We start from the raw sequence: 24,216 nt of genomic DNA, 5'->3' as shown, positions 1-24,216 counted from the left end.
GCAACTATGTTTAATGAAATTATTTTAATCATTTTTGCTGTTCAATTAGACATGCTATACTTACAATTACAAGATGAAAAGGAGTGGTAGTTGTGAGATTAGAAGGTAAAAAAGTAATGGCTATAGTAGATGAGGAATTTGAAGATTTAGAACTCTGGTATCCTGTTATGAGATTGCGCGAAGAAGGGGCCACTGTACATTTTGTTGGGAATGAAAAGAGGAAGACTTACATAGGAAAGTATGGAGTACCAGCTACTTCTGATTTTAGCTATCAAGATGTCACATCTAAAGAGTATGATGGGATCCTTGTACCGGGTGGGTGGGCACCTGATAAATTACGTCGTTATCCAGAAGTGCTATCCTTCGTTAGAGAAATGGACCGAGATGAGAAGCCGATAGGCCAAATTTGTCATGCGGGTTGGGTTTTAATTTCGGCCAAAATATTGAATGGAAGAAAAGTAACTAGCACGCCTGGTATTCGCGATGATATGGAAAATGCGGGAGCAGAGTGGTTTGATGAAGCGGTTGTTGTAGATGGCCATATTATTTCTAGCCGAAGACCGCCAGATTTGCCTCCTTATGCAAAAGCATTTGCTGATGCATTAGCTAAGTAATGGAAAAGAATAGGTGAGGAATATGGAGTTTCATTTTTTAGGAACAGGTTCAGGTGTTCCTTCGACAAGTCGAAATGTGAGTGGCTTAGTTGTACGTTTTTTGCAAAAGAAAAGTACACAATGGCTCTTTGATTGTGGCGAGGCTACACAACATCAGATCTTGCAGAGTCCAATTACGCTATCAAAAATCGATCGAATCTTCATAAGTCATCTACATGGTGATCACTTGTTTGGCCTGCCTGGCTTGCTATGTTCAAGATCGGCACAAGGTGCCAAAACCCCGTTAACCATTTATGGGCCAGAAGGTGTTGAAGCATTTGTACAAACGGCGTTAACCATCTCTAAATCCTTTCTTTCGTATGATATCCACATTATTACGATTCATGAGGGGATAATCTATGAGGACTGTTCTATCAAGGTAGAGGCAATGGGTTTAGATCATGTCATGCCTAGTTATGCCTTTAAATTGACAGAAGCAGACCAACAAGGATCACTTAAAGTTGAATTATTACGAGAATTGGGAATAGAGCCTGGACCGATTTATCAACGAATAAAGCAGGGAGAAACAGTTGAACTTCCAGATGGTCGTACAATTAATGGCGCCGAGTTTATCCATGAGAATAAAAAAGGAAGAACGGTTGTAATCGCTGGTGATACACGTCCACTAGAGCAAATGGTTTCTTTTGCTGATTCAGCTAATTTATTGATCCACGAAGGGACATTTCGTGAAGAGAAAAAAAGCCATGCTGAACAATTTGGGCATTCCACCATTACAGACGTGGCATCCCTTGCTAAAAGAGCGAAAGTTGATCAGTTAATTTTAACTCACATTAGTTCAAGATATGCCGGGGAGGAAGATGAGTTAGAAGAAGAGGCTCGCTCTGTAATGGCAGAGACAATAGTGGCATATGATTTGATGGTCTATAGGTTAATGAATAACGTTTGATATAGTTGTGCAAAATAAGATCATAATCACTCACTATAGGAGGAATGATCATGGCAGAGCGCACTCATCTCGAACATTTTCTTGAAAAGGCTGAAACAACACTTGAAGAAGCACAGAAGACTTTTGACGATTCACAACGTGTACAAGAAGGAGACTACGGAGAGTACATACAAGCACAAAGGAATTTACAAGAATTAAATGATGAGCTTGGAACTCTTATGCATGCAGCGACTCCGGAGCAACGCGATCAATTGTACCGTACGCAGATTCAAGTGAATCAACTACAAAATCATTTCATACTAAAACGCTAAGTAAAAAAGTCAATATTCTTTGGAGTTGTCGTATTACGACAACTCCTTTCTTGTATTAAAAGGATATCTATGCAGGGGCAATATGGGTAAACTCGTCCTTTTTCTGTTGCTTTCTATGCATATTTGTTCTTTTTCTGCTAAAATAGAGAATGAAGAAATGAGGGTATGAAATGGAGGATATTTCAAATAGCACCTTGGAGAAGATGCTTTCTGATCGCGAACCATTAACGGTTGTTTTTGTTTATACACCGTTGTGTGGGACGTGTAAGTTAGCAGAAAAAATGGTAGCAGTTGTGGATTCAACATTTGAGTCATTGCCTATTTTTTCTTTAAATATTAACCATTCTCCTGTATTTGCACAAAAGTGGAAAATTCAAAGTGTACCATGTTTACTTTTGTTTCAAAAGGGACTTGGTGTAGAGCGAATCTATGCATTCCACTCAATAGGGTACATCCATAACATTTTGAAGCCTTATGCGGCCGCGTGGTCTTTACTGGAAAATGAACAGACTGAAAGGGGATAAAACAAATGTCAATGGCTTATGAAGAATACATGCGTCAAGTAGTTTTACCAATGAGAGCGGAGTTAACAGAAAATGGGTTTAAGGAATTAAAAACAGCTGAGGAAGTAGATCAATATATGGAGCAAGCAGAAGGGACTACTTTAGTAGTTATTAACTCTGTATGTGGCTGTGCTGCTGGATTAGCACGTCCATCTGCTGTAACTTCTCTTCAGCACGACCATACACCTGAGCATCTTGTAACAGTATTTGCCGGACAAGATAAAGAGGCAACTGCGAAAATGCGTTCATATTTTGGGGACATCCCACCTTCTTCGCCATCAATGGCCATTTTAAAAGGGAAAGAAGTTGTTCACTTTATTCCACGTGAGCAAATTGAGGGGGCGGCTCCTGAAGATATTATTCGTAATTTAGCTCTTGCTTACAATGAGCATTGTAGTAAATAAATGGCGGAAGGTTAACTTAAACTAAGCTTGAAATCTAGGCACTAAAAAAGGGGAATCTCGAAAGCGATGAATGAGTCCTTTTAGAAAGATTCGTGGAAGCAGCAATGGCTCCACACGTTGCGCGCCAGCTACGAGAAACCCACTCAATCAAAGTTAACGGTTCCGCTTATTGCTTAAGGCCACTGAAAGAGGTGAAAGTTACACCTTTTTCAGTGGCCTTAAAATCTCCCTTTTTAGTGCCCTCTTTAATTCACTATTTTTATGAGAAGGATGATGAGAGATGAAACAAGCACCTAAATTTGCTTTACCTATGGTTAGGGAAGAGAACGAATGGTCTTTTCAAAAAGCCGATAAAAAAGTAACGATGATTTCATTTTGGACATCATGGTGTCCAGATTCGCAAAGAGACTTGCAAGCAAAGCAGACGCTTTATCAATCAATGGAAACCGATCAAATTGAAATGATTATGATTCATGTTACGGGACGAGACCCAGAAGTAGATCTAAACGCATTTATAGAGAAAAATGGCTATACGTTTCCAGTATTAAAAGACAATGGAACAAAAGTGTATGATCTGTATCAGTGTATGGGGGTGCCTACGACGGTTCTTTTAAACGAAAAAAAAGAGGTTGCCTTCATTTATCATGATAAGGCAACCATAATGGATATTATGAAAGGTGTTGCTTCTTTACTCGAAAGTTAGAAGCAACGTAATTACGGTCTCACACCGTAAAATATAACTCGTCCCATTGTTTCAATGTTCGGATATCCACCTTGCTTATAAATTTCAACGACATGTTCTCGGTTATATGGAACACGATTTAAATGAAGGCGATGACGACCTTCTTCAATTTCAGCTACTAAATAAGAAGCAAGTGGGTGTCCGTCAAATGGCATACCGACACTTCCGGTATTTACGACATTCTTTCCGTGAAGTGAACGGATGTATGGATGGTGAATATGTCCATATACATAAAGGTCTGCGTCGTCTCGTTGCATGAGTGTATTTTCAATTTCTGAAGTTTGATCAGGTAATATAACGTCAAATAAGCTGTTAGGTGTTGCGTGAAACGCATGAACAATGGAGTCTAATCCATCTTCTAATACCAACTCAGTTGGAAGATCCTTTAAATATGTAAGGTCTTCTTCGCTAAGTCGTTGTAGTGTCCAATCTCGTTCTTGTTGCATGATAGTAAGAGCGCTTTCAGGGACTTCTCCTTCTTGAATTCCTCGAACAAGCCATTCATCAGCATTCCCTTTGATGACGTGCGCATCGAGGCTACGAACTATATCTAAGACACGCTTCGGTTCAGGACCGCGAAAACATAAATCACCAAGGAAACAAATCTTATCGACACGTTGAGATTGTACATCACGTAACACTGCTTCTAAAGCAGTAGCATTCCCATGAATATCAGATAAAAAAGCTATTCTCATTGAAAAAACCCTCCCTTTTGTTCTATTATAACAGACTAGCTATATTTTTCATGGTTCTAATCATTTTTTTTACATACTAGTTAAATCTTAGAGAAGAATCATCTGATTGGCACGAAAATTGGTGCTATGATAAGATCAAAGAGTGGAGAGATAATAAGCTTTGGAGGTAATTTTTATGAAAATAACATCAATTGAACCAACACCAAGTCCTAATACGATGAAATTAACGTTAAGCGAGAGTCTTGGTGAAAGTGCTAGAAATAGCTATACGGAGAAAAATAAAAACGAAGCTCCAGCATACATACAATCATTGTTTAGCATCGATGGAGTGAAAGGTGTATACCATGTTGCAGATTTTATTGCAATTGATAGACATCCAAAAGTAGATTGGAAAAATATCCTTCCTCATGTTCGTGCTGTATTTGGAGAAGATGTCGAATCACAAGCAGAGGAAAATGAAGTGAATGATCATTTTGGAGAAGTAAATGTATTTGTCCAAACATTTAAAGGGATCCCAATGCAAATTAAATTAACAGATGGGCAACAGGAAAAACGTGAGGGGTTACCAGAACGCTTTGCTCTTGCAATTGCCAATGCTCAAAAAGAAGACGACAATGTGGTAATGGAGCGGAAATGGGTTGAAAAAGGTGTACGTTACGGTGAGCTAGATGATATTGCCAAAGAGGTTGCTGATGAATTATCAGCTGCTTATTCCCAAGAGAGGCTAAATGGGCTCGTTGCAATGGCAAATGGGAAAGAGGATATTCAAGCAGCTCAGCGCGAACGATTTATCGAGGTCTCTTTAGATATGCTTGATCAAGAAGATTGGCGTGATCGCTATGCATTACTTGAACGGATGAATCCAAAGGAAAAGGATATTCCTGTACTAGCAAAAGCATTACAAGATGAAAAGGCGTCAATTAGACGTTTAGCAACTGTTTATCTTGGAATGATTGAAACAAAGGAAGTGTTGCCTTATTTATATGAAGCATTAAAGGATTCATCTGTTACAGTGCGTCGAACTGCAGGGGACTGTTTGTCAGACTTAGGGATGGAAGAGGCAACACCAGCTATGATTGACGCATTAGCAGATAAAAATAAATTGGTACGTTGGCGTGCTGCAATGTTCCTATATGAGATTGGTGATGAACGGGCAATTGAAGCGCTAAGAGAAGCCTCAGCAGATCCTGAATTTGAAGTGGCTTTACAAGCGAAAATGGCACTTGCAAGAATTGAAGGTGGAGAAGAAGCGAAAGGGTCTGTGTGGAAGCAAATGACCGAATCTCGGAAAAACAACGATTAGGGGGGATTATATTGTCATTAGAAGAAGTATTAAATGAGCTAAAAAGCAAAGAGATGGATGACATGGTGGAATTAATTGAAGATGCACAAGCAGGTCATCTTGAGGAATTAGAACTTGTTGAATCCATTGGCCTAGTTTATGACAAAGAGCTTAACAGTGCCTTATTACGTATATTGAAAGATCTAGGTGTCCAAATAATATATGTAACAGATGAGGAAGAGGGCTCGTAGATTATTTTGACAGTAGGAGGTTGTGTTTTGCGCCACGAACCATCTCAACTCTTATCTAAAAAAGCATTGCCAGTTTGGAGACTTCGAGCATGTTTTGAGAGTCTCTTTGTAGCTCTTATTCCAATTGGTTATGCTGTGCTTGTATATTTCTTTGCAATTCCTCTGTGGATCTTCTGGATATTATTAAGTGGGTTTCTAGTTTATTTTTTTATTACAGTACTTGTCATTCCGCCGATACGTTGGAAAAAATGGCGTTATGAAGTGTTGGCAGATGAAATCGACTTACAGCGTGGGGTATTTATTGTCAAACGGACGTTAATTCCTATGACGCGGGTCCAACATGTTGACACAGAGCAAGGCCCTTTATTAAGAAGGTATAAATTAGCCGCTGTTTCCATTTCTACTGCGGCGACAGTTCACCAAATTCCATCATTAACAATCGAAGTTGCTGATGAATTACGTGATCGAATTGCAGAGTTGGCGGCGGTGGCTGAGGATGAGTGAACTTAAGAGACTACATGTAGCCGCGATCTTCGTTTCGTTTTTGACTACTTTACGAAGTTTTTTACTTCCGTTTATTTTAACTTTCTTTTTAGGGAGTACGAGCGATTCGAATGGTTTTTTTCGGTTTGAATATATTTGGTTAGGGATTCTAATTTTTGTAATAATTAGCGGCATTGTGAACTGGTTTACATTCAGATATCGAATTGTAGAAGGAGAACTTTATATCCAGAAAGGACTCCTTATTAAGAAGAAGCGCTATATACAACAAAAGCGCGTCCAAAGTATCGATGTTACTGCAGGTGTGTTTCAACGTTTATTCGGATTAGTTAAAGTAAGAATTGAAACAGCTGGTGGTGGTGCAGAGCCAGAAGTAAGTTTGATCGCTATTACCCGCGAAGAAGCAGAAGGTATTCGTTCAGAGTTACTAAAAAAGCACCACGACTTATCAATGAACGAAGAAATACAAAAGGAGGATCAAGCAGAGTTTAGTTGGCAGCTGTCCTCAAGTCGGTTAGTCATTGCTGCTTTAACATCAAGTGGATTAGGGTTAACGATCTCGGCAGTAGCTGCGCTTTTTACTCAAGTTGAACAATTTTTACCGGAAGCGATTTATGAACAAATATTTGGGTTCTTATCAGATTCAGGAGTGGCTATCATTTTTGTGATTATCGTTTTTGTTGTTTTTATTTCTTGGTGTATTTCATTTATAGGGACACTCTTAAAATATGGTCGGTTTAATATTGAGAAATTTAACAACGAATTGGTCATCTCAAGAGGACTACTTGAACGTAGACAGCTTACAATACATACGGATAAAGTAACAGCTGTACGTGTTGTTCGAAATATATTTCGCCAACCTTTTGGTTTTGGTTCTGTCTATGTTGAGAGTGCCGGTGGTGGGACAAATGATGAACAACTATCTACTGTACTACTTCCTATTACCAATGACGAAGAAATGAGTGGTGTATTGTCTAAGGTTTTACCGGAGTATGCAGACTATTTTCATGTCACACCTGTGCCTAAACGATCACTGATTCGTTTCTTTATTCGTGCTGTAGCGATTCCGTTAGTAGTAACAGTATTGATTGGCTTATTCATCCATCCAGTAGGATATTACGGCTTTATTCTTGTTGCACTTTGCTTTGTTTTGGGTTTATTACAATACAAAGATGCCGGGGCGGGAATGAATCATACGCATATTTGGATTCGTTATCGAAAAATAAGTCAAATGCTTGTGGTCTCAGAAAAATCAAAAATTCAAGCAGTTGAAATACATTCCTCCTTTTTTCAAAGACGAAAACAGTTAGCTAGTTTCCGCTTTTCCATCTTATCAAGTGTTGTTGGGAAGTCATTCACTGTTGTAGACCTTGATCAATACCAAGCTAGTGGGATGCTAGCTTGGTATTCAAGCCGAGCAAACGTAATAGATGAATAAAAAGCATGAGCCCCAAAAGGTTTTCCTTTTTGGGGCTCATGCAGTGGAGTTGATATATCTAATAAAAGCCTTGTTAGCGGTGAAAATCTTCAGGTAAAGCTAGACCGTCTTTTTAGCGTGAATATTCATTCGTATAGGTCGCGATTGCTCGCTTTCCTTGGTCAGTTGTAAATTCAAATCGGTCATAAATCCGATCATTTTTATCATCATTTAGAGTTCGTTCATAATGATGCTGCACAAGGATCATTCCTTTAGTCCCTTTATATTGTAAAAAATTAGCGCCGCGGAACGTTTTTTGATTTTGGGTATTTAATAGCTGTGTTAAAAGAGAGTTATGGCAATCAACTAGATCATCATGTGTCAACTGAAAATGAGCTAAATTTTTCTCGAAAGAAGAGAGAGCAGCTGGTTCTAGCTCATTGCGAAGAATGACATAGGGATCAAATTGCTCTCGATCAATCATAAATAGATCGCCTTCTTTCGGACGATACCGATAACCATGCTCTGATACAAATACGCCATTTCGTTCATATGTACCAATCATCTTTTCATTTTGAGCTTCCCATTTTATAGTAAAGGGGCAGTCTTCTAAATCTAGACGTTCTTCATTTTCATCAATTAGTATGAAACGATCGCCATCATGGTGAAATGTATAGGTAATTACCTCTGATGTTTTTTGATTGTGTAGTAGTAAGTTGTTACTATTAAGTATAGATGTAGAAAAATAGTGTAATAACATATCTTGTTTTGTTTTAAGCGTATTAATTTCCTCTTGCCATTCATTATGTCGGTTCTTAACGGCTAACTCAACACTTAAATCATAAGTATTCGGAAGGTCCTTTTCAAAGATGACCGTTAATTTTCCTCCTTCGAATTCGGAAGATTCTCCCTTTTTATATAGAAGTGGCTCGATTTCTAAGGGGTGGTTTTTATCTTTTGTAGTAGGTAGTTCTAATACACCTTGGACAACGACAATGCCTCTCCATGGTTTTTTAGGCTCGGCAATTACTTTCTGGAGTGTTCCATAATAAGTACCTGAGGCACCTTCATTGATTTTTACCATATTGCCAATGTTTGATTGCGCTTGTTTCCGGTCCATAAAACCCCTCGCTTCATCGGTGATTGTATCAAATAAAATAGTATATATATTATAAAAAGGAAGGCTTACTTTATGCAAGTAGGCAAGTGTTAAGACCGAATTCTTATTGTTGAACTTGTTTTTGGAAATATTGTAATATTCCTAAAGAACATACTTGTAAGTCAAGGTGTATATGCTCATAAACTGGATGACTCCTTGGAATCTTTTTTTGATCCAGCTCACTTTGAATCATTAAGTGTAAAGTTTCAGCTAAATCCTTTTCATTTCCTTGTTTGTCGAAAATGGCTTGACCTTGAGAAACAAAGTGTGGGAGCCACTCTCTAATTTGTTGAAACACTAAGCTAGGTTGGTAAGAAGCACTGAAATGTCCAAAGTAGATCGCATCTACGTTAAGTTCTTCAATCAACTCTAATGACTTTATCAAGGCATGTGGATCAAACTGGCTTGGAGAAGTTGAAGGGAGTACAAAGTGATGACCTTCTTTTTGAAGCAACTCATAGTGAACCCCTAATGTATCACCTGTAAAAATCCCATTTGATTTTGAGTCATGAATACTAAAGTGATGATTAGAATGACCTGGTGTATCATAGAAAGTGAGTGTTGATCCTTCCCCAATGTTTACTGATTCCCTATCATGAAGTTCAATAATACGCTCCTGTGCTACGGGAATAATCGGATCGAAGAGAGAATCAAACCTTTCTCCGTACACAGCTTTTGCCCCGTCTATTAGGCGTGAGGGATTGATCATATGTCTTGATCCTCTAGGATGGACGATTAGTTTGGCATTAGGACAATGCCGAAGTAAAAGGCCTGCTCCGCCTGCATGATCTAAATGGATGTGAGTAACGATTAGATATGCTACATCTGCTGGGTGAATATTAAGTGCAGATAGTCCCTCTAACACATACGAAACGGAAGGAGAAGGGCCACTTTCTATTAATGTCGTTTTTTCTTCATGTAATACGTATGTACCTGTCCTGTAGGTAAGGTTTGAATCATATCCGTCAATTAAAGAGATGGATGGTGAGAGTTTCATAATAGTCGACATGAAATGATATCCTCCAATCGAATGAAAACACTTACAGTAAGTGTAAACATAGATATCGAAGGTGACAAGGAAAAATAGTACAAAACCTATCAAATTTTAATTGGTGCTATTTATCATACCTTACTGATTGTAAATTTAATAAATGAGTCATACGTTCTACCCGAAGTTGCTCCAAACGCTCAACATATTTGATTAATGTTAGTTCCATTTTAGATAAAGCGACATAAAGCTCTTCTTTATGATCTATTTGATGTTTTAAAGAAAGCGATAAATAAGTATGAATAATAGAAGGGACATCCTCTTTAAACATGCGTCTTACCGTATGTCGTTCCTCAAAATCTAATAAAGTAAAGTCGCTTTGTAATTTCTCGCCTTGCTGTATGAGCCTTTGCATTTTGCCCTCGATGAGGGGGTCTACAGAAAACTGATTTACCGTTCGAACATAGCGCCTCGCTTCTTCAAGTAACATGGATAAGTCATTTGATTTAGTTTCTTGCAAAAGCTGTTGCTGAGTAGTTAATAATTCTTTAGTAGATTGTTGAGTCAAAACCCCATCATTCGAATATGCTAAATCGAGGTGATGAATTCTGTAAAAAAGACTTTGAAACAAGGAAGACTCACGAATGGAGCGAACGTGAGCTCGTCCATCCTTTACATAATGGATCGAAGCTTCTTTACAAAGGCCAATTCCATTTTTTGCTTTCATATATTTACGATAACAGGAAATGACAATTCTTTTTTTGATAGGGGATGATGAGAGTTTTTGGTCCTGCAATACGACAGAGATCATTTTATGTGTTATTTTTACTTTAATCAGCCATTCTTTTTGTTTACGGCGAATCGATTTCTTCTGATTAGTGTTAGGCGCATTTTCTGCCATTCTTACAAGTAACTCTTCAGCATCTTCTAACATGCTTCTAGTCGAGGTATCTTTAATAATATGATCCTCGACTGTCTTTTTGTGAGCTGGTGTAAACATCAACTTAATTTTATCTACCCACTCCATCAAACCCCGCCTTTCCACAGTGACACAACTATTAATTTAATAATTTTGTTCTCATTTCTTTGTTTAAGGAGTCAAGTTCTGTAATGAACTCTTGGCCTGTCTGTACAATTCGTTCATTTGATTTCTCTGTTAATTCAATGGCTTCAAAGACATTGTTATAAGCTTTACGAAATGATTCAATAGCAATAGCAGGCTCTTCAAGCGTTTTTAACGTTTCTTCAGTGTTTTGTTTTAATAGTTCAGAGTTAGACAGCAACATGGATTCTGTCGCCTCATTCACATTTTTTACGGCTTTAATCACCTTTTGCTGATTTGATAGTGCTAATTGAATGGAAGCTGATACGGTGATCACATTTTTCGTCATTGTGATTGCATTAAAGATCGCTTCTTCAAGTTTGTCGTTATTTTCAACAATTAAATCAACAGAAGCCAAAGATTGCTGTAATACCATAACAGCTTGAGACATGTTTTTAACACGTGAAATGACTTTTAATTGCCCTTTTTTTAGTTCGCTTGGATTATCAGCCCATTGTTCTTTTACCATTTCATCTTCAAGCATTTTATTTAATTGATTCCCAAGGTCAATTTGCTCATTTAAATTAGTGATCCGCTCTTTAGCGACTTTTTTTAGTTGGTGAAGCATGAGTGTATCTTCTTGCAACTTATCTTTACCGCTTAAAAGCCCTTCTACGATATCGTCTACTTGTGCTTCGACCGTTTGGTATTTACGAGCATATTGTTCGATAGGGTTGCGACGTAGTAGTTTATTAATCCATTTTTTTGTTTGGCTATCTTTCAAATATGTTGGTTCTAACTGACTGACGGTTTCCTTCAATTGGTGTAATTGAGTAGGCAATTGGTTTGATTGATCTTGCATCATTTCCTTTACGGGACGCTTTAAAGCTTCTAGCGATTCACCTGCTTCCCGTTGTTCTGTTTCTCCTAAAGAATCTAATGAGCTTAAGAGTTTTGATAGATCATCATCTTGCTTGTATTGATTTAGTACATTATTTGTGTGCTGGTTCGTGTTATTCATTTGACCTAATCCTCCTCCATAAATGACGATGATGTGCAATGTTCTAGGCTGCTAAAAAAGTGAAAGTGGAACTTCTTTTTAGCAGCCTTTGATTTCTGCCTTTATTTTAACTTACGTATTTAAGGCACATCCAGTTTCAAGATATGTAATATTATGATGGATTTTAGAAGGGAATACAATCATTCACTAGATCATTTCGTGAATTAACAGGTATATTAATGAAGGAGTGGGAAGGAAAATCAATAGAAATAAAGTGTTAGATCTTTTATCATTTGAAATAAAGATTAGAAAATAAAGGACGTGATTATATGTGTTTGCTTTCTGTAGGATTACATGTTCATCCAGATTATGATTTGATTCTAGTTAGCAACAGAGATGAATTTTTTGAGAGGAAAACAAAAAGGGCACATATATGGCAAGAAAATCCCGACGTGGTAGCTGGCAAAGATTTAGAATTGGGCGGGACCTGGCTAGGCGTGACAAAGACGGGCAGACTGGCAGGCGTAACGAATGTAAGAGAACCGTTTAAACAAGAAAGGATGAAATCACGAGGAGTATTGGTTACTGATTTTCTTTTTACTCATGATGAACCGGAACGTTATGTAAAAAAGGTATTGAAAGAAAAAGATCAATATCAGGGCTTTAATTTGATCACAGGGAGTGGTGATCAATGGATTTACACATCAAACCGTTCTCTTATGGAAAATTTAGACAAGGGCATACATGTTATAAGTAATGCAGGTTTAAATACTGAATGGCCAAAAACAAGAAAATTAAAACAAAAGTTTGAATATGTACTTAATGAGCCATTCACTGAAGAGCAGCTTATTAACAAATGTATGGATATTCTACAGGATGACGAGCTAGCTCGTGATGATCAGTTACCAAATACGGGCGTTACACTTGAGTTAGAACGAATGCTTTCACCAATTTTTATAAAAGGGACCGAGTACGGGACGCGTGCTTCTACAGTTATTTTATTTAAAAGAGGAACGATTCGTTTTATTGAACAAGCGTATGGTCCAAATGGGAAGATACGAGATAAGGTTGATATTTCATTTGAGGTGTTAAAGAAATAATGATACAAATATGTATTGAACAAAACGGTTGAATTTTTATGCAATAAACATTGTTATTATACAAACGGGCGGTTAGTCGTTATGAACAAATCAGAAAAAAATTTTGAGGAAATACCATACAGGAAGCGCTTTCATTACATATTTCCGCAAATTTCAATTTGCCGAAATGTCAGAAAAATGATATGATCCTGTATATTAGCTCATAGTTTTTGGGGAGAGTTGATTGATTTTTACTTTTTTGGAGAAAGGGTTGATGCCAATGCGGTACGCACAATTACCGAAAAAACAAGGCCTATATGATCCACAATTTGAGCATGATAATTGCGGTATCGGCTTTTTAGCCCATATGAAAGGGAAGAAGTCGCATCAAGTAGTTGAAGATGCACTTCAAATTCTGCGAAATTTAGAGCATCGCGGTGGGCAAGGTGACGAAGTAAATACAGGAGATGGTGCAGGGATCCTGTTACAAATTCCCCATCATTTCTTTGAAAAAGTCTGTTTAGCAGATAGTATAGCTCTTCCTGAAGCAGGTGACTACGGAGTAGGGATGCTATTTTTGCCACAGGATGAAGAAGCACGGGAGAACTGCGAAAAAGGGCTAGAAGCCATTATAGAAACAGAAAAATTGGAGCTTCTAGGCTGGCGCGATGTTCCTGTTGATGATTCCATGCTTGGTAATGCGGCAAAAGCAGCAATGCCATTTATTCGTCAACTTTTTATTAAACGTAGCTCAGAACTTAAAACAGAATTAGATTTTGAACGTAAGCTTTACGTGATTCGTAAACGTGCTGAACACGAACTTGCAAGTCTTGTTCCTCCAGATGAGTCATTTTATTTTGCAAGTTTTTCAAGTCGTACGATTGTATATAAAGGGATGCTTACGACAGAACAAGTTGACCAATTTTTCTTAGATATTCCTGATGCTGATTTTGAAACAGCCATTGCGCTAGTTCATTCTAGATTCAGTACAAATACATTCCCTAGTTGGGAAAGAGCACACCCAAATCGTTATATGATCCATAACGGTGAGATTAACACGGTAAAGGGTAATGTTAACTGGATGCATGCAAGAGAAGCTATGTTTGAAACAGAGGCGTTCGGTGAGGACATGGAAAAAATTTCACCTGTAGTTGATAGTAGTGGTTCAGATTCATCAATGTTTGATAATACGATTGAATTTTTATCGTTATCAGGTCGATCGATGGCTCATTCAGCCATGATGATGATACCGGAACCATGGCAAAATGATGAGCAAATGAGTGCGGAAAAGAAAGCATTTTATCAGTTCCATAGCACGTTAATGGAGCCTTGGGATGGTCCTACTGCGATTGTATTTACAGATGGAAAGCAAATTGGAGCATGCCTAGACCGTAACGGATTACGACCGTCTCGTTATTATGTAACAAAAGATGACTATATCGTGATGTCTTCTGAAGTAGGGGTACTTGATATTGATCCTGAGAACGTCCTTTATAAGGAACGCCTTCACCCAGGACACATGCTTTTAGTTGATACAGAAGAAGGCCGTATCATTCCAGATCAGGAAATTAAGCATCAAATTGCTAGTGAACATCCATATGAGGATTGGGTGAACGAGCATTTAATTCAACTAGAAGACGTACTTGAAACGGCTCACGTTGAAAATACTGACTTTAAAAACCTTGGTACACGTCAACTAGCTTTTGGGTATACGTATGAAGAGTTGTCAAAGGTTGTCCAACCAATGGTAAAAGACGGAGTTGATCCTGTTGGTTCAATGGGGTATGATTCACCACTTGCTGTATTATCAAAGAGACCTCAACTTTTGTACAACTATTTTAAACAGTTATTTGCTCAAGTAACGAATCCGGCTATTGATGCAATTCGTGAGGAAGTAGTTACAGCAACAGGTACAACAATTGGATCAGAGCGTAATTTGTTAAACCCTGAACCATTAAGCTGTCGTCATATTCATCTTCCATACCCAATTTTAGACAATGAAGAGTTAGCGAAGCTTCGTCATAATAAAATGGAAGGTTTTAAATCTATTACATTACCGATCTTGTTTGATGTATCAAAGGACGATAGTCAACTAGAAGATGCATTAGATTCACTATTTGCTCGCGCAGATGCTGCGATTAAAGGTGGTCATACACTTATTATTTTAAGTGATCGTGGAATGAGTGAGACTCAAGCAGCTATTCCGGCTTTACTTGCTGTATCAGGATTACACCATCACTTAATTCGTCAAGGTACGCGAACAAAAGTGAGCTTACTTGTTGAATCTGGTGAGCCAAGAGAAGTTCATCACTTTGCATGTTTATTAGGTTATGGCGCTGAAGCAATTAATCCATATCTTGTCTTTGATTCAATTGATGGACTGATTCAAGATGGCTTACTTGAAGATATTTCTTATGTAGAAGCCGTAAATAAATATATTAAAGCTGCAGCAAAAGGAATTATGAAAGTTCTCTCTAAAATGGGGATTTCAACAATTCAAAGTTATCGTGGTGCACAAATTTTTGAAGCGGTTGGTGTACATGAATCTGTCGTTGATAAATACTTTACATGGACAACAACGAGAATTGGTGGAGTCAATCTAGAAATCATTGAAAAAGAAGTGCGTACACGTCATAACCGTGCTTACTCAAAGCAAGAAGGTGTGGATAAGGCATTAGATCCGGGGGATGATCTTCAATGGCGCCGTAATGGAGATCCGCATCAATACAATCCTCATACGATTCATATGCTACAAAATGCTTGTCGTAACAACAATTTTGACTTATTTAAGAAGTATTCAAATGCGATCAATGAGCAGACAAAAGAGCAAACAACGTTACGCGGATTGCTCGCGTTTAAGAATGGCCGTAAATCTATTCCACTTGAGGAAGTTGAACCGGTAGAAGAAATCTTCAAACGTTTCCGTACGGGGGCCATGTCCTTTGGTTCGATCTCGCAAGAAGCACACGAAACACTTGCCATTGCAATGAACCGCATTGGAGGTAAAAGTAATACAGGAGAAGGTGGAGAGGATCCAGCTCGTTTTACTCCGGATGAAAATGGAGATTTACGCAGAAGTGCTATTAAACAAGTAGCATCTGGTAGATTTGGTGTAACGAGTCATTACCTTGTAAATGCGGATGAGATCCAAATCAAAGTAGCACAAGGAGCAAAACCGGGTGAAGGTGGTCAATTACCTGGAAACAAGGTGTATCCTTGGGTTGCAGAAGTTCGTGGTTCAACACCAGGTGTAGGTCTTATTTCACCACCACCACATCATGATATCTACTCGATTGAAGATTTAGCCGAGCTAATTCATGATTTAAAGAATGCGAATCCAACAGCAAAAGTGAGCGTTAAACTTGTTGCTGGTACAGGTGTTGGTACGATTGCAGCAGGGGTTGCAAAAGGTCGTGCTGATGGAATTATCATTAGTGGATATGATGGTGGTACTGGAGCTGCAGCTAGAACAAGTATCAAGCACACTGGTTTACCTTGGGAAATTGGTTTAGCAGAAACACATCAAACGCTTCTACTAAACAACTTACGTGACCGTGTAACACTTGAAACGGATGGAAAGTTAATGACGGGACGTGATGTCGTTGTTGCTGCATTACTTGGGGCTGAAGAGTTTGCTTTTTCAACAGCACCTCTCGTTGTTCTAGGCTGTATCATCATGCGTGTCTGCCACTTAGATACTTGTCCTGTTGGGATTGCAACACAAAACCCTGAACTTCGCAAAAAGTATATGGGTCAAGCTGAACATGTTGAGAACTTTATGCACTTTGTAGCACAGGAGATCCGTGAACTTATGGCTGAGTTAGGATTTAAAAAGTTGGATGACTTAATTGGTCGTACAGATCTTCTTGAAACCAATAAAGAGGTTGATAACTGGAAGGCAGAGCACATTGATTTATCAAACTTACTTTATCAACCTAATCCAGAAGATCATGAAAGCAACTACTGTACAAAGAGCCAGGATCATCAGCTTGAGTTGTCACTGGATGCAAGAGAACTTTTAGCAGCTAGTAAGCCAGCTTTAGAAAATGGAGAAAAAGTTCAAGGCACATTTGCAATTAGAAACATCGACCGTGTAGTTGGGACCATTGTCGGAAGCGAAATTAGTAAGAAATATGGGGCAAAAGGATTACCTGAAGATACGATTACATTTGACTTTAAAGGGTCAGCTGGTCAAAGTTTCGGTGCCTTTGTTCCAAAAGGAATGACTTTACGTCTTGAAGGTGACGCGAATGATTATACCGGTAAGGGATTATCAGGTGGGAAAATAATTGTTCACCCTCCGGTAGGATCTTCCTTTAAAGCTGAAGAAAATATCCTAATTGGGAACACTTCTTTCTATGGAGCAACAAGCGGAGAAGCTTACATCAATGGGATTGCTGGTGAGCGTTTTGCTGTTCGTAACTCTGGTGTGAGTGTTGTGGTTGAAGGTGTTGGTGACCACGGTCTTGAGTACATGACTGGTGGAGTTGTAGTGAACCTAGGTTCAGTGGGGAAAAACTTTGCTGCTGGTATGTCTGGCGGGATAGCGTTTGTACTTGATGAGGATGGGACATTCGCATCTAAATGCAACAAAGAAATGGTGCATTTAGAAGATCTAACAGCACAAGAAGACATGGATCTTTTACGTACACTACTTGAAAATCATTTTGATTATACGAAGAGCTCAAAGGCAGCTTCTGTTCTTGCAAACTGGAACGAATCATTATTGAAGTTCGTTAAGGTGATTCCGAAAGATTACAAAAGAATGCTTGAAGCTATTAACCGTGTGAAGCAAGAAGGACTTACTGATAGTGATGCTGTGATGGTTGCTTTTGATGAAAATAAAAGTGATAAATCACGTGTAAGTGGAAAATAGTTAAGGTGTCTCAAAGGACGGCATGATTGATCTTAAGCTGATGGATCGTATCTTTTTAGATCAGCCGTCTTTCTGAGTTCATCTTTCCTTCTAATTTTGTAGAGATAGAAGAGATTGGAGTGAATGCGATGGGGAAGCCAACTGGATTTATTGAATATAAAAGAGAGAATCCGACTAAACGAGATCCATTTGAACGGACAAAAAGTTGGAAAGAATTTCAAATTTTAATGCCTGAACCAGCTTTACGCCAACAAGGAGCTCGCTGTATGGATTGTGGTGTTCCTTTTTGTCAAACTGGAACAACAATGGACGGTTCTGGAGAAATTGGGTGCCCTGTATACAATTTAATTCCAGAATGGAATGATTTAGTATATCGTGGTAAATGGAAGGAAGCGCTTGAAAGGCTTCACAAAACAAATAATTTCCCTGAATTTACAGGACGAGTTTGCCCTGCACCTTGTGAAGGATCTTGTACGGTAGCAATTAGTGACGATGCTGTTTCTATTAAGAGCATTGAATATCACATTGTTGAGCGCGGTTTTCAAGAAGGGTGGATTGTACCACAACCCCCTTCAAAAAGAACTGGTAAAAAAGTTGCTGTCGTAGGTTCAGGTCCTGCTGGTCTTTCTGCTGCGGCTCAGTTGAACAAAGCAGGTCATTCTGTGACTGTGTTTGAGCGCGAAGACCGTATTGGCGGACTTTTGACATATGGAATTCCTGATGTGAAGCTTGCTAATCATATTGTTGAACGTCGTGTGAAAATTCTTGAAGAAGAAGGAATCACATTTGAAACAAATGTAGAGATTGGGAAAGATATTTCAGCAACTGAGTTAAAAAAGAATTTCGATTCAGTTCTACTGTGTACTGGTGCTACAAAGCCGCGTGACGTAGAGGTTGAAGGTCGTGAATTAAAAGGAATTCATTATGCGATGGATTTTCTTACAGCTAATACAAAAAGTCTACTAAACTCAAATCATGAAGATGGGAATTATATTTCTGCAAACGGCCAAAATGTCATTGTTATCGGTGGTGGAGATACAGGTGTTGACTGTATTACGACATCAGTGCGACATGGTGCAAAATCAATCACTCAATTTGATATCAATCGCCAAAAGCCTGATGAGCGCGGAGATAAGAATCCATGGCCTTTATTCCCAATCATTCATACAGTTGAAGATGGTCAAAAGGAAGCAAAAGCAGTATATGGCACAGATCCTCGTAGTCATCAAGTTAGTACAACAAAGTTTGTTGGTGACGCACAGGGAAATGTAAAAGAAATTCATACCATCGGTGTAGAAACAACGATTGATGATAAAGGTAGAAAAATCCGTACGCCAATTCCTGGTACCGAGAAGGTATGGCCAGCTGATTTAGTTCTACTCGCAATTGGATTCACAGGTCCGGAAGAACGTATTATCGAAGAATTATCAATAGCAACGACATCTCGTTCGACAATTGATGCAGAGTACGGAAAGTACATGACAAGTGTTCCTGGCGTGTTCGCAGCTGGAGATAATCGTCGCGGCCAAAGTTTAGTTGTATGGGCAATTAATGAAGGACGAGAGGCAGCTAGAGAATGTGACCGTTACTTAATGGGGAGTTCGAATTTACCATAGAATTTCATAAGCTTGTAACGGGATTGTAATGGCGTTTTCATAGATTTCATGAGAGAATAGAGTTAATAGAAAATTGAAACTATGAAAGGGCGTATGAATATGCTTCGACAAGTGAAGCGTGGCCTCGTCATTTCATCAGCTCTTCTTACATTTGGACTGTTTGTTCCGTCGATTGACTTTGTTCGAGACGTACAAGCTGAAGAGCCACAGAAGACACAAGGTGAAAGTAATGAGAATCCGCTAATATATCAAGTAAATGAAGATAGTTATGATTTGTTTGGTGACGTCTTACCGGCAAAAACTGAGCAATACATTCACAGAAATGCATCATCGGCTGATCTAATTAATGATTTTATAATGAAACAAGCAGCCGAACAGAGTATGTTGAAATTTGGCGCGGTAATTAGTGAGAAGATTAGTATGCCTTTTGAAGAGCAAATTCTACCTCGACTTAATTCAGTCTTACGCGAGACAACTGAAACATTGTCCGATCGAGACTGGGAGCAAATAAAAATGTCGTCAACTCCATCAGCTGGCTTGGGAGAGAAAATTTTCCATCTTTATAACGAAGAAAGTGGAGAAGATATTTTTCGTTTTCATGTAAGAAGAGACCAGCCACCTAAACAAGGGTATGTATTTAATTTTCATTATCATACGTATTTAGATCAGCATGAAAAACATCATACAATTGCAAACATTCACTGGGGTAAAGATATGCCTCCAAGATGGACTAGTAAGGACCGTGTATATTTATAATATACACGGTCTTTTGTCAGTTGAATTTTTTTAGAAAGTGTGATTTTTCATACACTTTTACATTTTTTTATATGGTATAATTTTAAATTGAATACTAATTGAGAAAGGTTTTATCCATGATTAAGCAATTACTATTAATTTTTTCTGCTTTTGCGATGTTTGTAACGGTTTGGGTATTTGTTCTTATGCAATTTAACGGAAAACAGGGTGAGGAAATGTTTTCAGTAGAGGTAATGTATGAAGAAATGGAAGTTGAGCAGAACGCTTCTAGAGAAGAGCAAGGTGATGAAAATGAAAAAAACGATCTTAGACAAAACAATGAATGGAAAGAATCCTCACTCGTAAAAGAGATTAAAGAAGAAGTCAATGAAACGCAGGTCTTAAATCTTAGAGATTTTGATTTTAGTGATGTATCAACGCCAGAAGGAGTACCAATTCAGGAAATACTTATAAAATTGAAGCTAGATTAAGAACTTGTTCATGATATTTTCGTAAATCTCTCTTAATCTCTTTATTTTTTTGGTAGGATTAAAGATAGAATGATCAATGTTGGAGGGATTGTTTTGGAATCACGTATGGAAGGGAAAAGTCGTCCAGAATGGCTAAAATGGACGATTCGTATTTTACTAGCTTACGCTCTTGTGTTAGCTGTTATTTTAGCTGTGACGATTATTGCCATATTAATAACATTTACTTTTATTATTATTGACAGCTTTTCGGATACAAGTCAACTCGGAGCTATTTCTGAACAATATTTTGTACCAATTTCAGAATTTATGTGGAGACTCTTTACTTTTTTAGTCCCTGGGTTATAAGGAGGTCACATGTCACAGGAAATCGTCATCGTAATTAGTGTATTTCTTTTGTTTATATTAACAGGGGTATTTGGAGCTATTGGTATTTATAGTATATTACATCATAATAAGAAGCGAGCCATATGGAGCTTTGCTATTGGTTTTATATTAATTATTGTTTATTTACTTTTTATGTTTATAGTGGGGTTTGGTAACATTTAAGGAGGGATTACATTGGGAGATGTTATAGTACGAGCGTTTTACAAAACAGGGGCCTACATTGCTGAATTAATTGAAAGGCAAGAAGAAAATGGCCGTGCGCTAGTGAAAATTAGAGCTGTTGTTAAACATCCTACACAAGGTGATCTTCACAATCCTAAGATGACGAATGTCCCTCTTTTTCATCAGCGGAAAGCTTTGGCTGAGTTTGAAAAAACATGGGTACCGCTTTCGTCACTTAAGGGGTATGAAGGGGATGTTCCTAATTACAGGGAATCCCTTATACATGCTTTAGATGAGCAAATGACAAAGCTTGAAAAAGAGCCGTCTGAGTGGGCACAACTTTCGCTTAAGAAATTGCAAGAATGTAAGAAAGAGTATGGAATATCATAGTGGAAAAGGAAGCTGAATATAGATTACGCTCTATATTCAGCTTCTTTCAACTCCATACCATGAAGCCACAAACGAATACTCAAATCAAGCAAAAATAATTCATCAGGATCATCTAAGGAACAATTTGTTAGCGATTCAATTTTTCGTAAACGATAAAGAAGTGATTGGCGGTGTAAATTCAATTCTCGTGCTGTTTGGCTGACGTTCCCGTGATTTCGATGATAAGCTGTAAATGTATGAAGAAGGTCAATTTGTCTTTCTTTCGCATAACGAAGCAAAGAATCAAGAATGGACTTTGCGATATCAATTAATTCATCATTTTTTAATAAACTATCCATCACCCGATCTACTTTCGTATCAGCGTAAATAGATATGCTGTTTTTCCCGTTTCTTTTTCGCCCTATTTCTACTGCTTTTTTTGCTTCTTGGTAACTAGTAGCAAAGCAAGAATAGCCGTATTGTTTGGCGATCCCCCAAGCGATCGATATAGACGGATTCAGGAATTGAAAACGAGTTTGTAATTTAGTAATGTAGGTTTTTGCTTGTTCCATAACGTGATGATTTACTTCTAAAAAGATAATCAATTCTTCATTTTGATAAGTGACCATTGATTTTAATGCCATCGATTTAGCTATTGATTCTGCCTCTTCTTCCATATGGCGAATCCACTCATGTAGCCAGTGGTCAAATGTAATTGCTAAATGAGTCATAGATCGAAAGCTTTCCTCAAGTTGTTCGGTTTTTCCTACTAGACAAATATACGGTAGATTTATTTGATAATTTAATGATTTTGCCCTTGAGAGAATCAGCTCGTTAGAAGGGATTGCATCTCGAGATAACTCCCATACAAAATCATCTCTTAATCTCCATTCTGCCTCTTTTGCTGCTTGTTCGTGTAAAAAATGAATTGCAACAGCAGTTGTTACATGTTCAAGTAACATGACCCATTCAGTATGTTCTTCTTCACTAAACGGTTCAGCGCCAAATCCCCCGACAACAATATAACCTTGGATGTTTCCAGTTGAATGAATTGTTAATTGTAAGGCATAACCTCCATTATATTCAATCCATTCAAATGTTTGATCAAGGGAATGATAAATCCCATCTTCTTCTAATTGTTTATGTAAAAACTCAGCCCATCTATTTAATAAGTCGTCAGGGAAAATGTTTGACTTGCCACGAATAACACCACGCTTATCGGCGATTAACACTTCACAATCAATTGACTTAGCTACATGATCAGCTACTAAGTGTAAGGATTCGCCAGATAAAATGAAGTCGAGTAAGGATTTACGGATATTTTCAATTTTTTCGAGATATTGATGTTTTTGTTCGTGGATTTCAGCAAGAACATGCTCTAAAATATCCGAAAAACGAATGGACCATTCTAGCTCCATTAAAATGAATTGATGTTTCCTTGCAAGATCTATGACAGAGTTTGGAATGACTTTAACAAAAGGACCAAGGGCAACAGCTAAAGCGGAAGCACCTGCTTCAATAATCTGTTTAACAAATTCATAGAACAGTTGATCATTATCGGCACAGCCAACCCCGGTTGTAAGAACGAGTTCATTTTTACGGACGAATGTTTCGACAGGTGTTTCAATCACGGATATCCAATCTACAGTAGTCTTTTCTAATTCAGATTCACCCGTGCGAATGACTGCTGATTTAAAGATTTCTAACGATTGAACATGATTCATAGTAATTGTCATAATAAACCGTCCTCCTTACAACAAGGTTATTAAAAGAGAAGATAAATATGATTAAGTTCTATTGTATAGCATTGTCAGAACATTTGTAAAAAAAGATGAATAGATCTGATTTTTTTTCATACAAATTGTTGAATGTTTTGCTTTGTGCAATTGAATATGATGAAAGTAACAAACGAAAGGGGTGGCAACATGGAAGCAAAAAAAGGTTTACAGGTAGGAACAAAGTCGGTATGGGCTGGAGAAAAAGATTATTTAGTACACGGGGCAACTCAAGTACCTGTGGTGCATAGTGTTGCCTATAATTATGATGATATCGATGAATGGTATGAAGTAGCGATTGGAAAAAGAAGTGGCCATATTTATGGCAGAAATACGAATCCAACCGTGCAATCATTTGAAGACAAAGTGAAAATTTTGGAACATGCCGACGCTGCTACTAGCTTTTCAACGGGAATGGCAGCCATTTCAAATGCGCTTCTTACAATACTTAAACCTGGTGATAGGATTGTCTCTATTAAAGATACCTATGGAGGAACAAATAAAATATTCTCGGAATTTCTACCAAGGTTAAATATAGAAGTTGTGCTCGTTGAAACTGGAAATCATGAGGAGATGGAAAAGGAAATTGCAAAAGGGTGTCAATTGGTTTATTTAGAAACACCAACGAACCCAACGGTGAAAATTACGGATATTGTTCGAATTACAAAAGCAGCGAAAAAAGTAAATGCGCTTGTATTTGTCGATAATACATTCGCCACCCCGATCAATCAAAATCCGTTAACACTTGGAGTTGATCTCGTTATTCATAGTGCTACTAAGTTTCTAGGTGGTCATGCAGATGCGTTAGGTGGGG

Annotated in this window: 25 protein-coding genes; 19 read left to right on the top strand and 6 right to left on the bottom strand. The window is 38.1% G+C overall.

Annotated features, from left to right (window positions below; all coding sequences use genetic code 11):
• The first annotated feature begins 92 nt into the window (after positions 1-92).
• The 6 genes from LQ50_RS09150 to LQ50_RS09125 all read left to right on the top strand — a co-directional run bounded on the left by LQ50_RS09150 (position 93) and on the right by LQ50_RS09125 (position 3,541).
• The gene (locus LQ50_RS09150; protein WP_034628419.1) at positions 93-614 is read left to right on the top strand and encodes a type 1 glutamine amidotransferase domain-containing protein; all 522 of its coding nucleotides are present in this window, start codon (positions 93-95) and stop codon (positions 612-614) included.
• 22 nt (positions 615-636) lie between these two features.
• Complete coding sequence (gene rnz, locus LQ50_RS09145) at positions 637-1,560, top strand: ribonuclease Z (RefSeq protein ID WP_034628417.1); 924 nt, start codon at positions 637-639, stop codon at positions 1,558-1,560.
• A gap of 50 nt (positions 1,561-1,610) precedes the next feature.
• The gene (locus LQ50_RS09140) at positions 1,611-1,871 is read left to right on the top strand and encodes a DUF2524 family protein (RefSeq protein ID WP_034628415.1); all 261 of its coding nucleotides are present in this window, start codon (positions 1,611-1,613) and stop codon (positions 1,869-1,871) included.
• Positions 1,872-2,041: 170 nt separating this feature from the next.
• Positions 2,042-2,395, top strand: a complete 354-nt coding sequence (locus LQ50_RS09135; RefSeq protein WP_052144670.1) for a thioredoxin family protein — start codon at positions 2,042-2,044, stop codon at positions 2,393-2,395.
• A gap of 5 nt (positions 2,396-2,400) precedes the next feature.
• Positions 2,401-2,838 carry a BrxA/BrxB family bacilliredoxin gene (locus LQ50_RS09130; protein WP_034628413.1) on the top strand — a complete coding sequence of 146 codons (438 nt, stop codon included), beginning with the start codon at positions 2,401-2,403 and terminating at the stop codon, positions 2,836-2,838.
• Positions 2,839-3,118: 280 nt separating this feature from the next.
• Positions 3,119-3,541: a TlpA disulfide reductase family protein gene (locus LQ50_RS09125; RefSeq protein ID WP_034628411.1), complete on the top strand. Its 423-nt coding sequence runs from the start codon at positions 3,119-3,121 to the stop codon at positions 3,539-3,541.
• Between the two features lie 11 nt (positions 3,542-3,552).
• Here the strand turns inward: LQ50_RS09125 and LQ50_RS09120 are convergent, their stop codons facing one another.
• On the bottom strand, positions 3,553-4,275 hold the full coding sequence (locus tag LQ50_RS09120; protein ID WP_034628408.1) for a metallophosphoesterase family protein: 723 nt from the start codon (positions 4,273-4,275) through the stop codon (positions 3,553-3,555).
• 175 nt (positions 4,276-4,450) lie between these two features.
• Between LQ50_RS09120 and LQ50_RS09115 the strand changes: the two genes are divergently transcribed.
• From LQ50_RS09115 to LQ50_RS09100, 4 genes are read left to right on the top strand one after another with little or no spacing between them, the layout of a single operon-like run.
• Positions 4,451-5,578, top strand: a complete 1,128-nt coding sequence (locus LQ50_RS09115) for a conserved virulence factor C family protein (RefSeq protein WP_034628406.1) — start codon at positions 4,451-4,453, stop codon at positions 5,576-5,578.
• An 11-nt stretch (positions 5,579-5,589) separates the two neighbouring features.
• A complete protein-coding gene (locus LQ50_RS09110; RefSeq protein WP_034628404.1) occupies positions 5,590-5,808 on the top strand; it encodes a hypothetical protein in 219 nt (72 codons plus the stop codon).
• Positions 5,809-5,835: 27 nt separating this feature from the next.
• Positions 5,836-6,312, top strand: a complete 477-nt coding sequence (locus LQ50_RS09105) for a PH domain-containing protein (RefSeq protein ID WP_034628402.1) — start codon at positions 5,836-5,838, stop codon at positions 6,310-6,312.
• Positions 6,305-7,747, top strand: coding sequence for a PH domain-containing protein (locus LQ50_RS09100; protein ID WP_034628400.1), 1,443 nt, complete (start codon positions 6,305-6,307; stop codon positions 7,745-7,747). Before LQ50_RS09105 ends, LQ50_RS09100 begins: the two co-directional genes overlap by 8 nt.
• Positions 7,748-7,859: 112 nt before the next feature.
• Here the strand turns inward: LQ50_RS09100 and LQ50_RS09095 are convergent, their stop codons facing one another.
• From LQ50_RS09095 to LQ50_RS09080, 4 genes are all read right to left on the bottom strand, one after another.
• Positions 7,860-8,846 (bottom strand): DUF2777 family protein, encoded by a 987-nt coding sequence (locus LQ50_RS09095; RefSeq protein WP_034628397.1) that lies wholly within the window; start codon positions 8,844-8,846, stop codon positions 7,860-7,862.
• Between the two features lie 103 nt (positions 8,847-8,949).
• A complete protein-coding gene (locus LQ50_RS09090; RefSeq protein ID WP_034628394.1) occupies positions 8,950-9,894 on the bottom strand; it encodes an MBL fold metallo-hydrolase in 945 nt (314 codons plus the stop codon).
• Between the two features lie 106 nt (positions 9,895-10,000).
• Positions 10,001-10,900 (bottom strand): hypothetical protein, encoded by a 900-nt coding sequence (locus tag LQ50_RS09085; RefSeq protein WP_034628393.1) that lies wholly within the window; start codon positions 10,898-10,900, stop codon positions 10,001-10,003.
• Positions 10,901-10,931: 31 nt separating this feature from the next.
• Positions 10,932-11,936: a toxic anion resistance protein gene (locus LQ50_RS09080; protein WP_034628391.1), complete on the bottom strand. Its 1,005-nt coding sequence runs from the start codon at positions 11,934-11,936 to the stop codon at positions 10,932-10,934.
• A gap of 308 nt (positions 11,937-12,244) precedes the next feature.
• On the opposite strand from LQ50_RS09080, the gene LQ50_RS09075 reads away from it, so the two are divergent.
• The 8 genes from LQ50_RS09075 to kapB all read left to right on the top strand — a co-directional run bounded on the left by LQ50_RS09075 (position 12,245) and on the right by kapB (position 21,648).
• Positions 12,245-13,015: an NRDE family protein gene (locus LQ50_RS09075; RefSeq protein WP_034628390.1), complete on the top strand. Its 771-nt coding sequence runs from the start codon at positions 12,245-12,247 to the stop codon at positions 13,013-13,015.
• Between the two features lie 259 nt (positions 13,016-13,274).
• A complete protein-coding gene (gene gltB, locus LQ50_RS09070) occupies positions 13,275-17,870 on the top strand; it encodes a glutamate synthase large subunit (RefSeq protein WP_034628616.1) in 4,596 nt (1,531 codons plus the stop codon).
• 128 nt (positions 17,871-17,998) lie between these two features.
• Complete coding sequence (locus LQ50_RS09065; RefSeq protein WP_034628387.1) at positions 17,999-19,486, top strand: glutamate synthase subunit beta; 1,488 nt, start codon at positions 17,999-18,001, stop codon at positions 19,484-19,486.
• A 99-nt stretch (positions 19,487-19,585) separates the two neighbouring features.
• The gene (locus tag LQ50_RS09060; RefSeq protein ID WP_034628385.1) at positions 19,586-20,242 is read left to right on the top strand and encodes a YpjP family protein; all 657 of its coding nucleotides are present in this window, start codon (positions 19,586-19,588) and stop codon (positions 20,240-20,242) included.
• A gap of 116 nt (positions 20,243-20,358) precedes the next feature.
• A complete protein-coding gene (locus LQ50_RS09055; protein WP_034628384.1) occupies positions 20,359-20,712 on the top strand; it encodes a hypothetical protein in 354 nt (117 codons plus the stop codon).
• A 93-nt stretch (positions 20,713-20,805) separates the two neighbouring features.
• Complete coding sequence (locus LQ50_RS09050; protein WP_034628615.1) at positions 20,806-21,057, top strand: hypothetical protein; 252 nt, start codon at positions 20,806-20,808, stop codon at positions 21,055-21,057.
• A gap of 9 nt (positions 21,058-21,066) precedes the next feature.
• A complete protein-coding gene (locus tag LQ50_RS09045) occupies positions 21,067-21,258 on the top strand; it encodes a hypothetical protein (protein WP_034628382.1) in 192 nt (63 codons plus the stop codon).
• 6 nt (positions 21,259-21,264) lie between these two features.
• Positions 21,265-21,648, top strand: coding sequence for a kinase-associated lipoprotein KapB (gene kapB / locus LQ50_RS09040; protein WP_034628381.1), 384 nt, complete (start codon positions 21,265-21,267; stop codon positions 21,646-21,648).
• Between the two features lie 23 nt (positions 21,649-21,671).
• On the opposite strand, the gene LQ50_RS09035 is transcribed toward kapB, so the two are convergent.
• Positions 21,672-23,363: a PucR family transcriptional regulator gene (locus tag LQ50_RS09035; protein ID WP_034628378.1), complete on the bottom strand. Its 1,692-nt coding sequence runs from the start codon at positions 23,361-23,363 to the stop codon at positions 21,672-21,674.
• Between the two features lie 189 nt (positions 23,364-23,552).
• On the opposite strand from LQ50_RS09035, the gene LQ50_RS09030 reads away from it, so the two are divergent.
• The coding region (locus tag LQ50_RS09030; RefSeq protein WP_034628376.1) for an aminotransferase class I/II-fold pyridoxal phosphate-dependent enzyme at positions 23,553-24,216 on the top strand (664 nt) is incomplete at its 3' end.

Origin of the sequence: Halalkalibacter okhensis, from assembly GCF_000787375.1 — a bacterium.
Classification (GTDB): domain Bacteria; phylum Bacillota; class Bacilli; order Bacillales; family Bacillaceae_D; genus Halalkalibacter; species Halalkalibacter okhensis.
This window is presented reverse-complemented; position numbering and strand designations above follow the sequence as displayed.

Excerpts from the sequence above, each read along its gene's own strand:
- LQ50_RS09060 (WP_034628385.1), top strand. The coding sequence starts at position 19,586 with ATGCTTCGACAAGTGAAGCGTGGCCTCGTCATTTCATCAGCTCTTCTT.
- LQ50_RS09065 (WP_034628387.1), top strand. The coding sequence starts at position 17,999 with ATGGGGAAGCCAACTGGATTTATTGAATATAAAAGAGAGAATCCGACT.
- LQ50_RS09135 (WP_052144670.1), top strand. The coding sequence starts at position 2,042 with ATGGAGGATATTTCAAATAGCACCTTGGAGAAGATGCTTTCTGATCGC.
- LQ50_RS09095 (WP_034628397.1), bottom strand. The coding sequence starts at position 8,846 with ATGGACCGGAAACAAGCGCAATCAAACATTGGCAATATGGTAAAAATC.
- LQ50_RS09085 (WP_034628393.1), bottom strand. The coding sequence starts at position 10,900 with ATGGAGTGGGTAGATAAAATTAAGTTGATGTTTACACCAGCTCACAAA.
- LQ50_RS09055 (WP_034628384.1), top strand. The coding sequence starts at position 20,359 with ATGATTAAGCAATTACTATTAATTTTTTCTGCTTTTGCGATGTTTGTA.
- LQ50_RS09045 (WP_034628382.1), top strand. The coding sequence starts at position 21,067 with ATGTCACAGGAAATCGTCATCGTAATTAGTGTATTTCTTTTGTTTATA.
- LQ50_RS09090 (WP_034628394.1), bottom strand. The coding sequence starts at position 9,894 with ATGTCGACTATTATGAAACTCTCACCATCCATCTCTTTAATTGACGGA.
- gltB (WP_034628616.1), top strand. The coding sequence starts at position 13,275 with ATGCGGTACGCACAATTACCGAAAAAACAAGGCCTATATGATCCACAA.
- LQ50_RS09115 (WP_034628406.1), top strand. The coding sequence starts at position 4,451 with ATGAAAATAACATCAATTGAACCAACACCAAGTCCTAATACGATGAAA.
- LQ50_RS09075 (WP_034628390.1), top strand. The coding sequence starts at position 12,245 with ATGTGTTTGCTTTCTGTAGGATTACATGTTCATCCAGATTATGATTTG.
- LQ50_RS09100 (WP_034628400.1), top strand. The coding sequence starts at position 6,305 with ATGAGTGAACTTAAGAGACTACATGTAGCCGCGATCTTCGTTTCGTTT.
- rnz (WP_034628417.1), top strand. The coding sequence starts at position 637 with ATGGAGTTTCATTTTTTAGGAACAGGTTCAGGTGTTCCTTCGACAAGT.
- LQ50_RS09125 (WP_034628411.1), top strand. The coding sequence starts at position 3,119 with ATGAAACAAGCACCTAAATTTGCTTTACCTATGGTTAGGGAAGAGAAC.
- LQ50_RS09120 (WP_034628408.1), bottom strand. The coding sequence starts at position 4,275 with ATGAGAATAGCTTTTTTATCTGATATTCATGGGAATGCTACTGCTTTA.
- LQ50_RS09140 (WP_034628415.1), top strand. The coding sequence starts at position 1,611 with ATGGCAGAGCGCACTCATCTCGAACATTTTCTTGAAAAGGCTGAAACA.
- LQ50_RS09035 (WP_034628378.1), bottom strand. The coding sequence starts at position 23,363 with ATGACAATTACTATGAATCATGTTCAATCGTTAGAAATCTTTAAATCA.
- LQ50_RS09130 (WP_034628413.1), top strand. The coding sequence starts at position 2,401 with ATGTCAATGGCTTATGAAGAATACATGCGTCAAGTAGTTTTACCAATG.
- LQ50_RS09080 (WP_034628391.1), bottom strand. The coding sequence starts at position 11,936 with ATGAATAACACGAACCAGCACACAAATAATGTACTAAATCAATACAAG.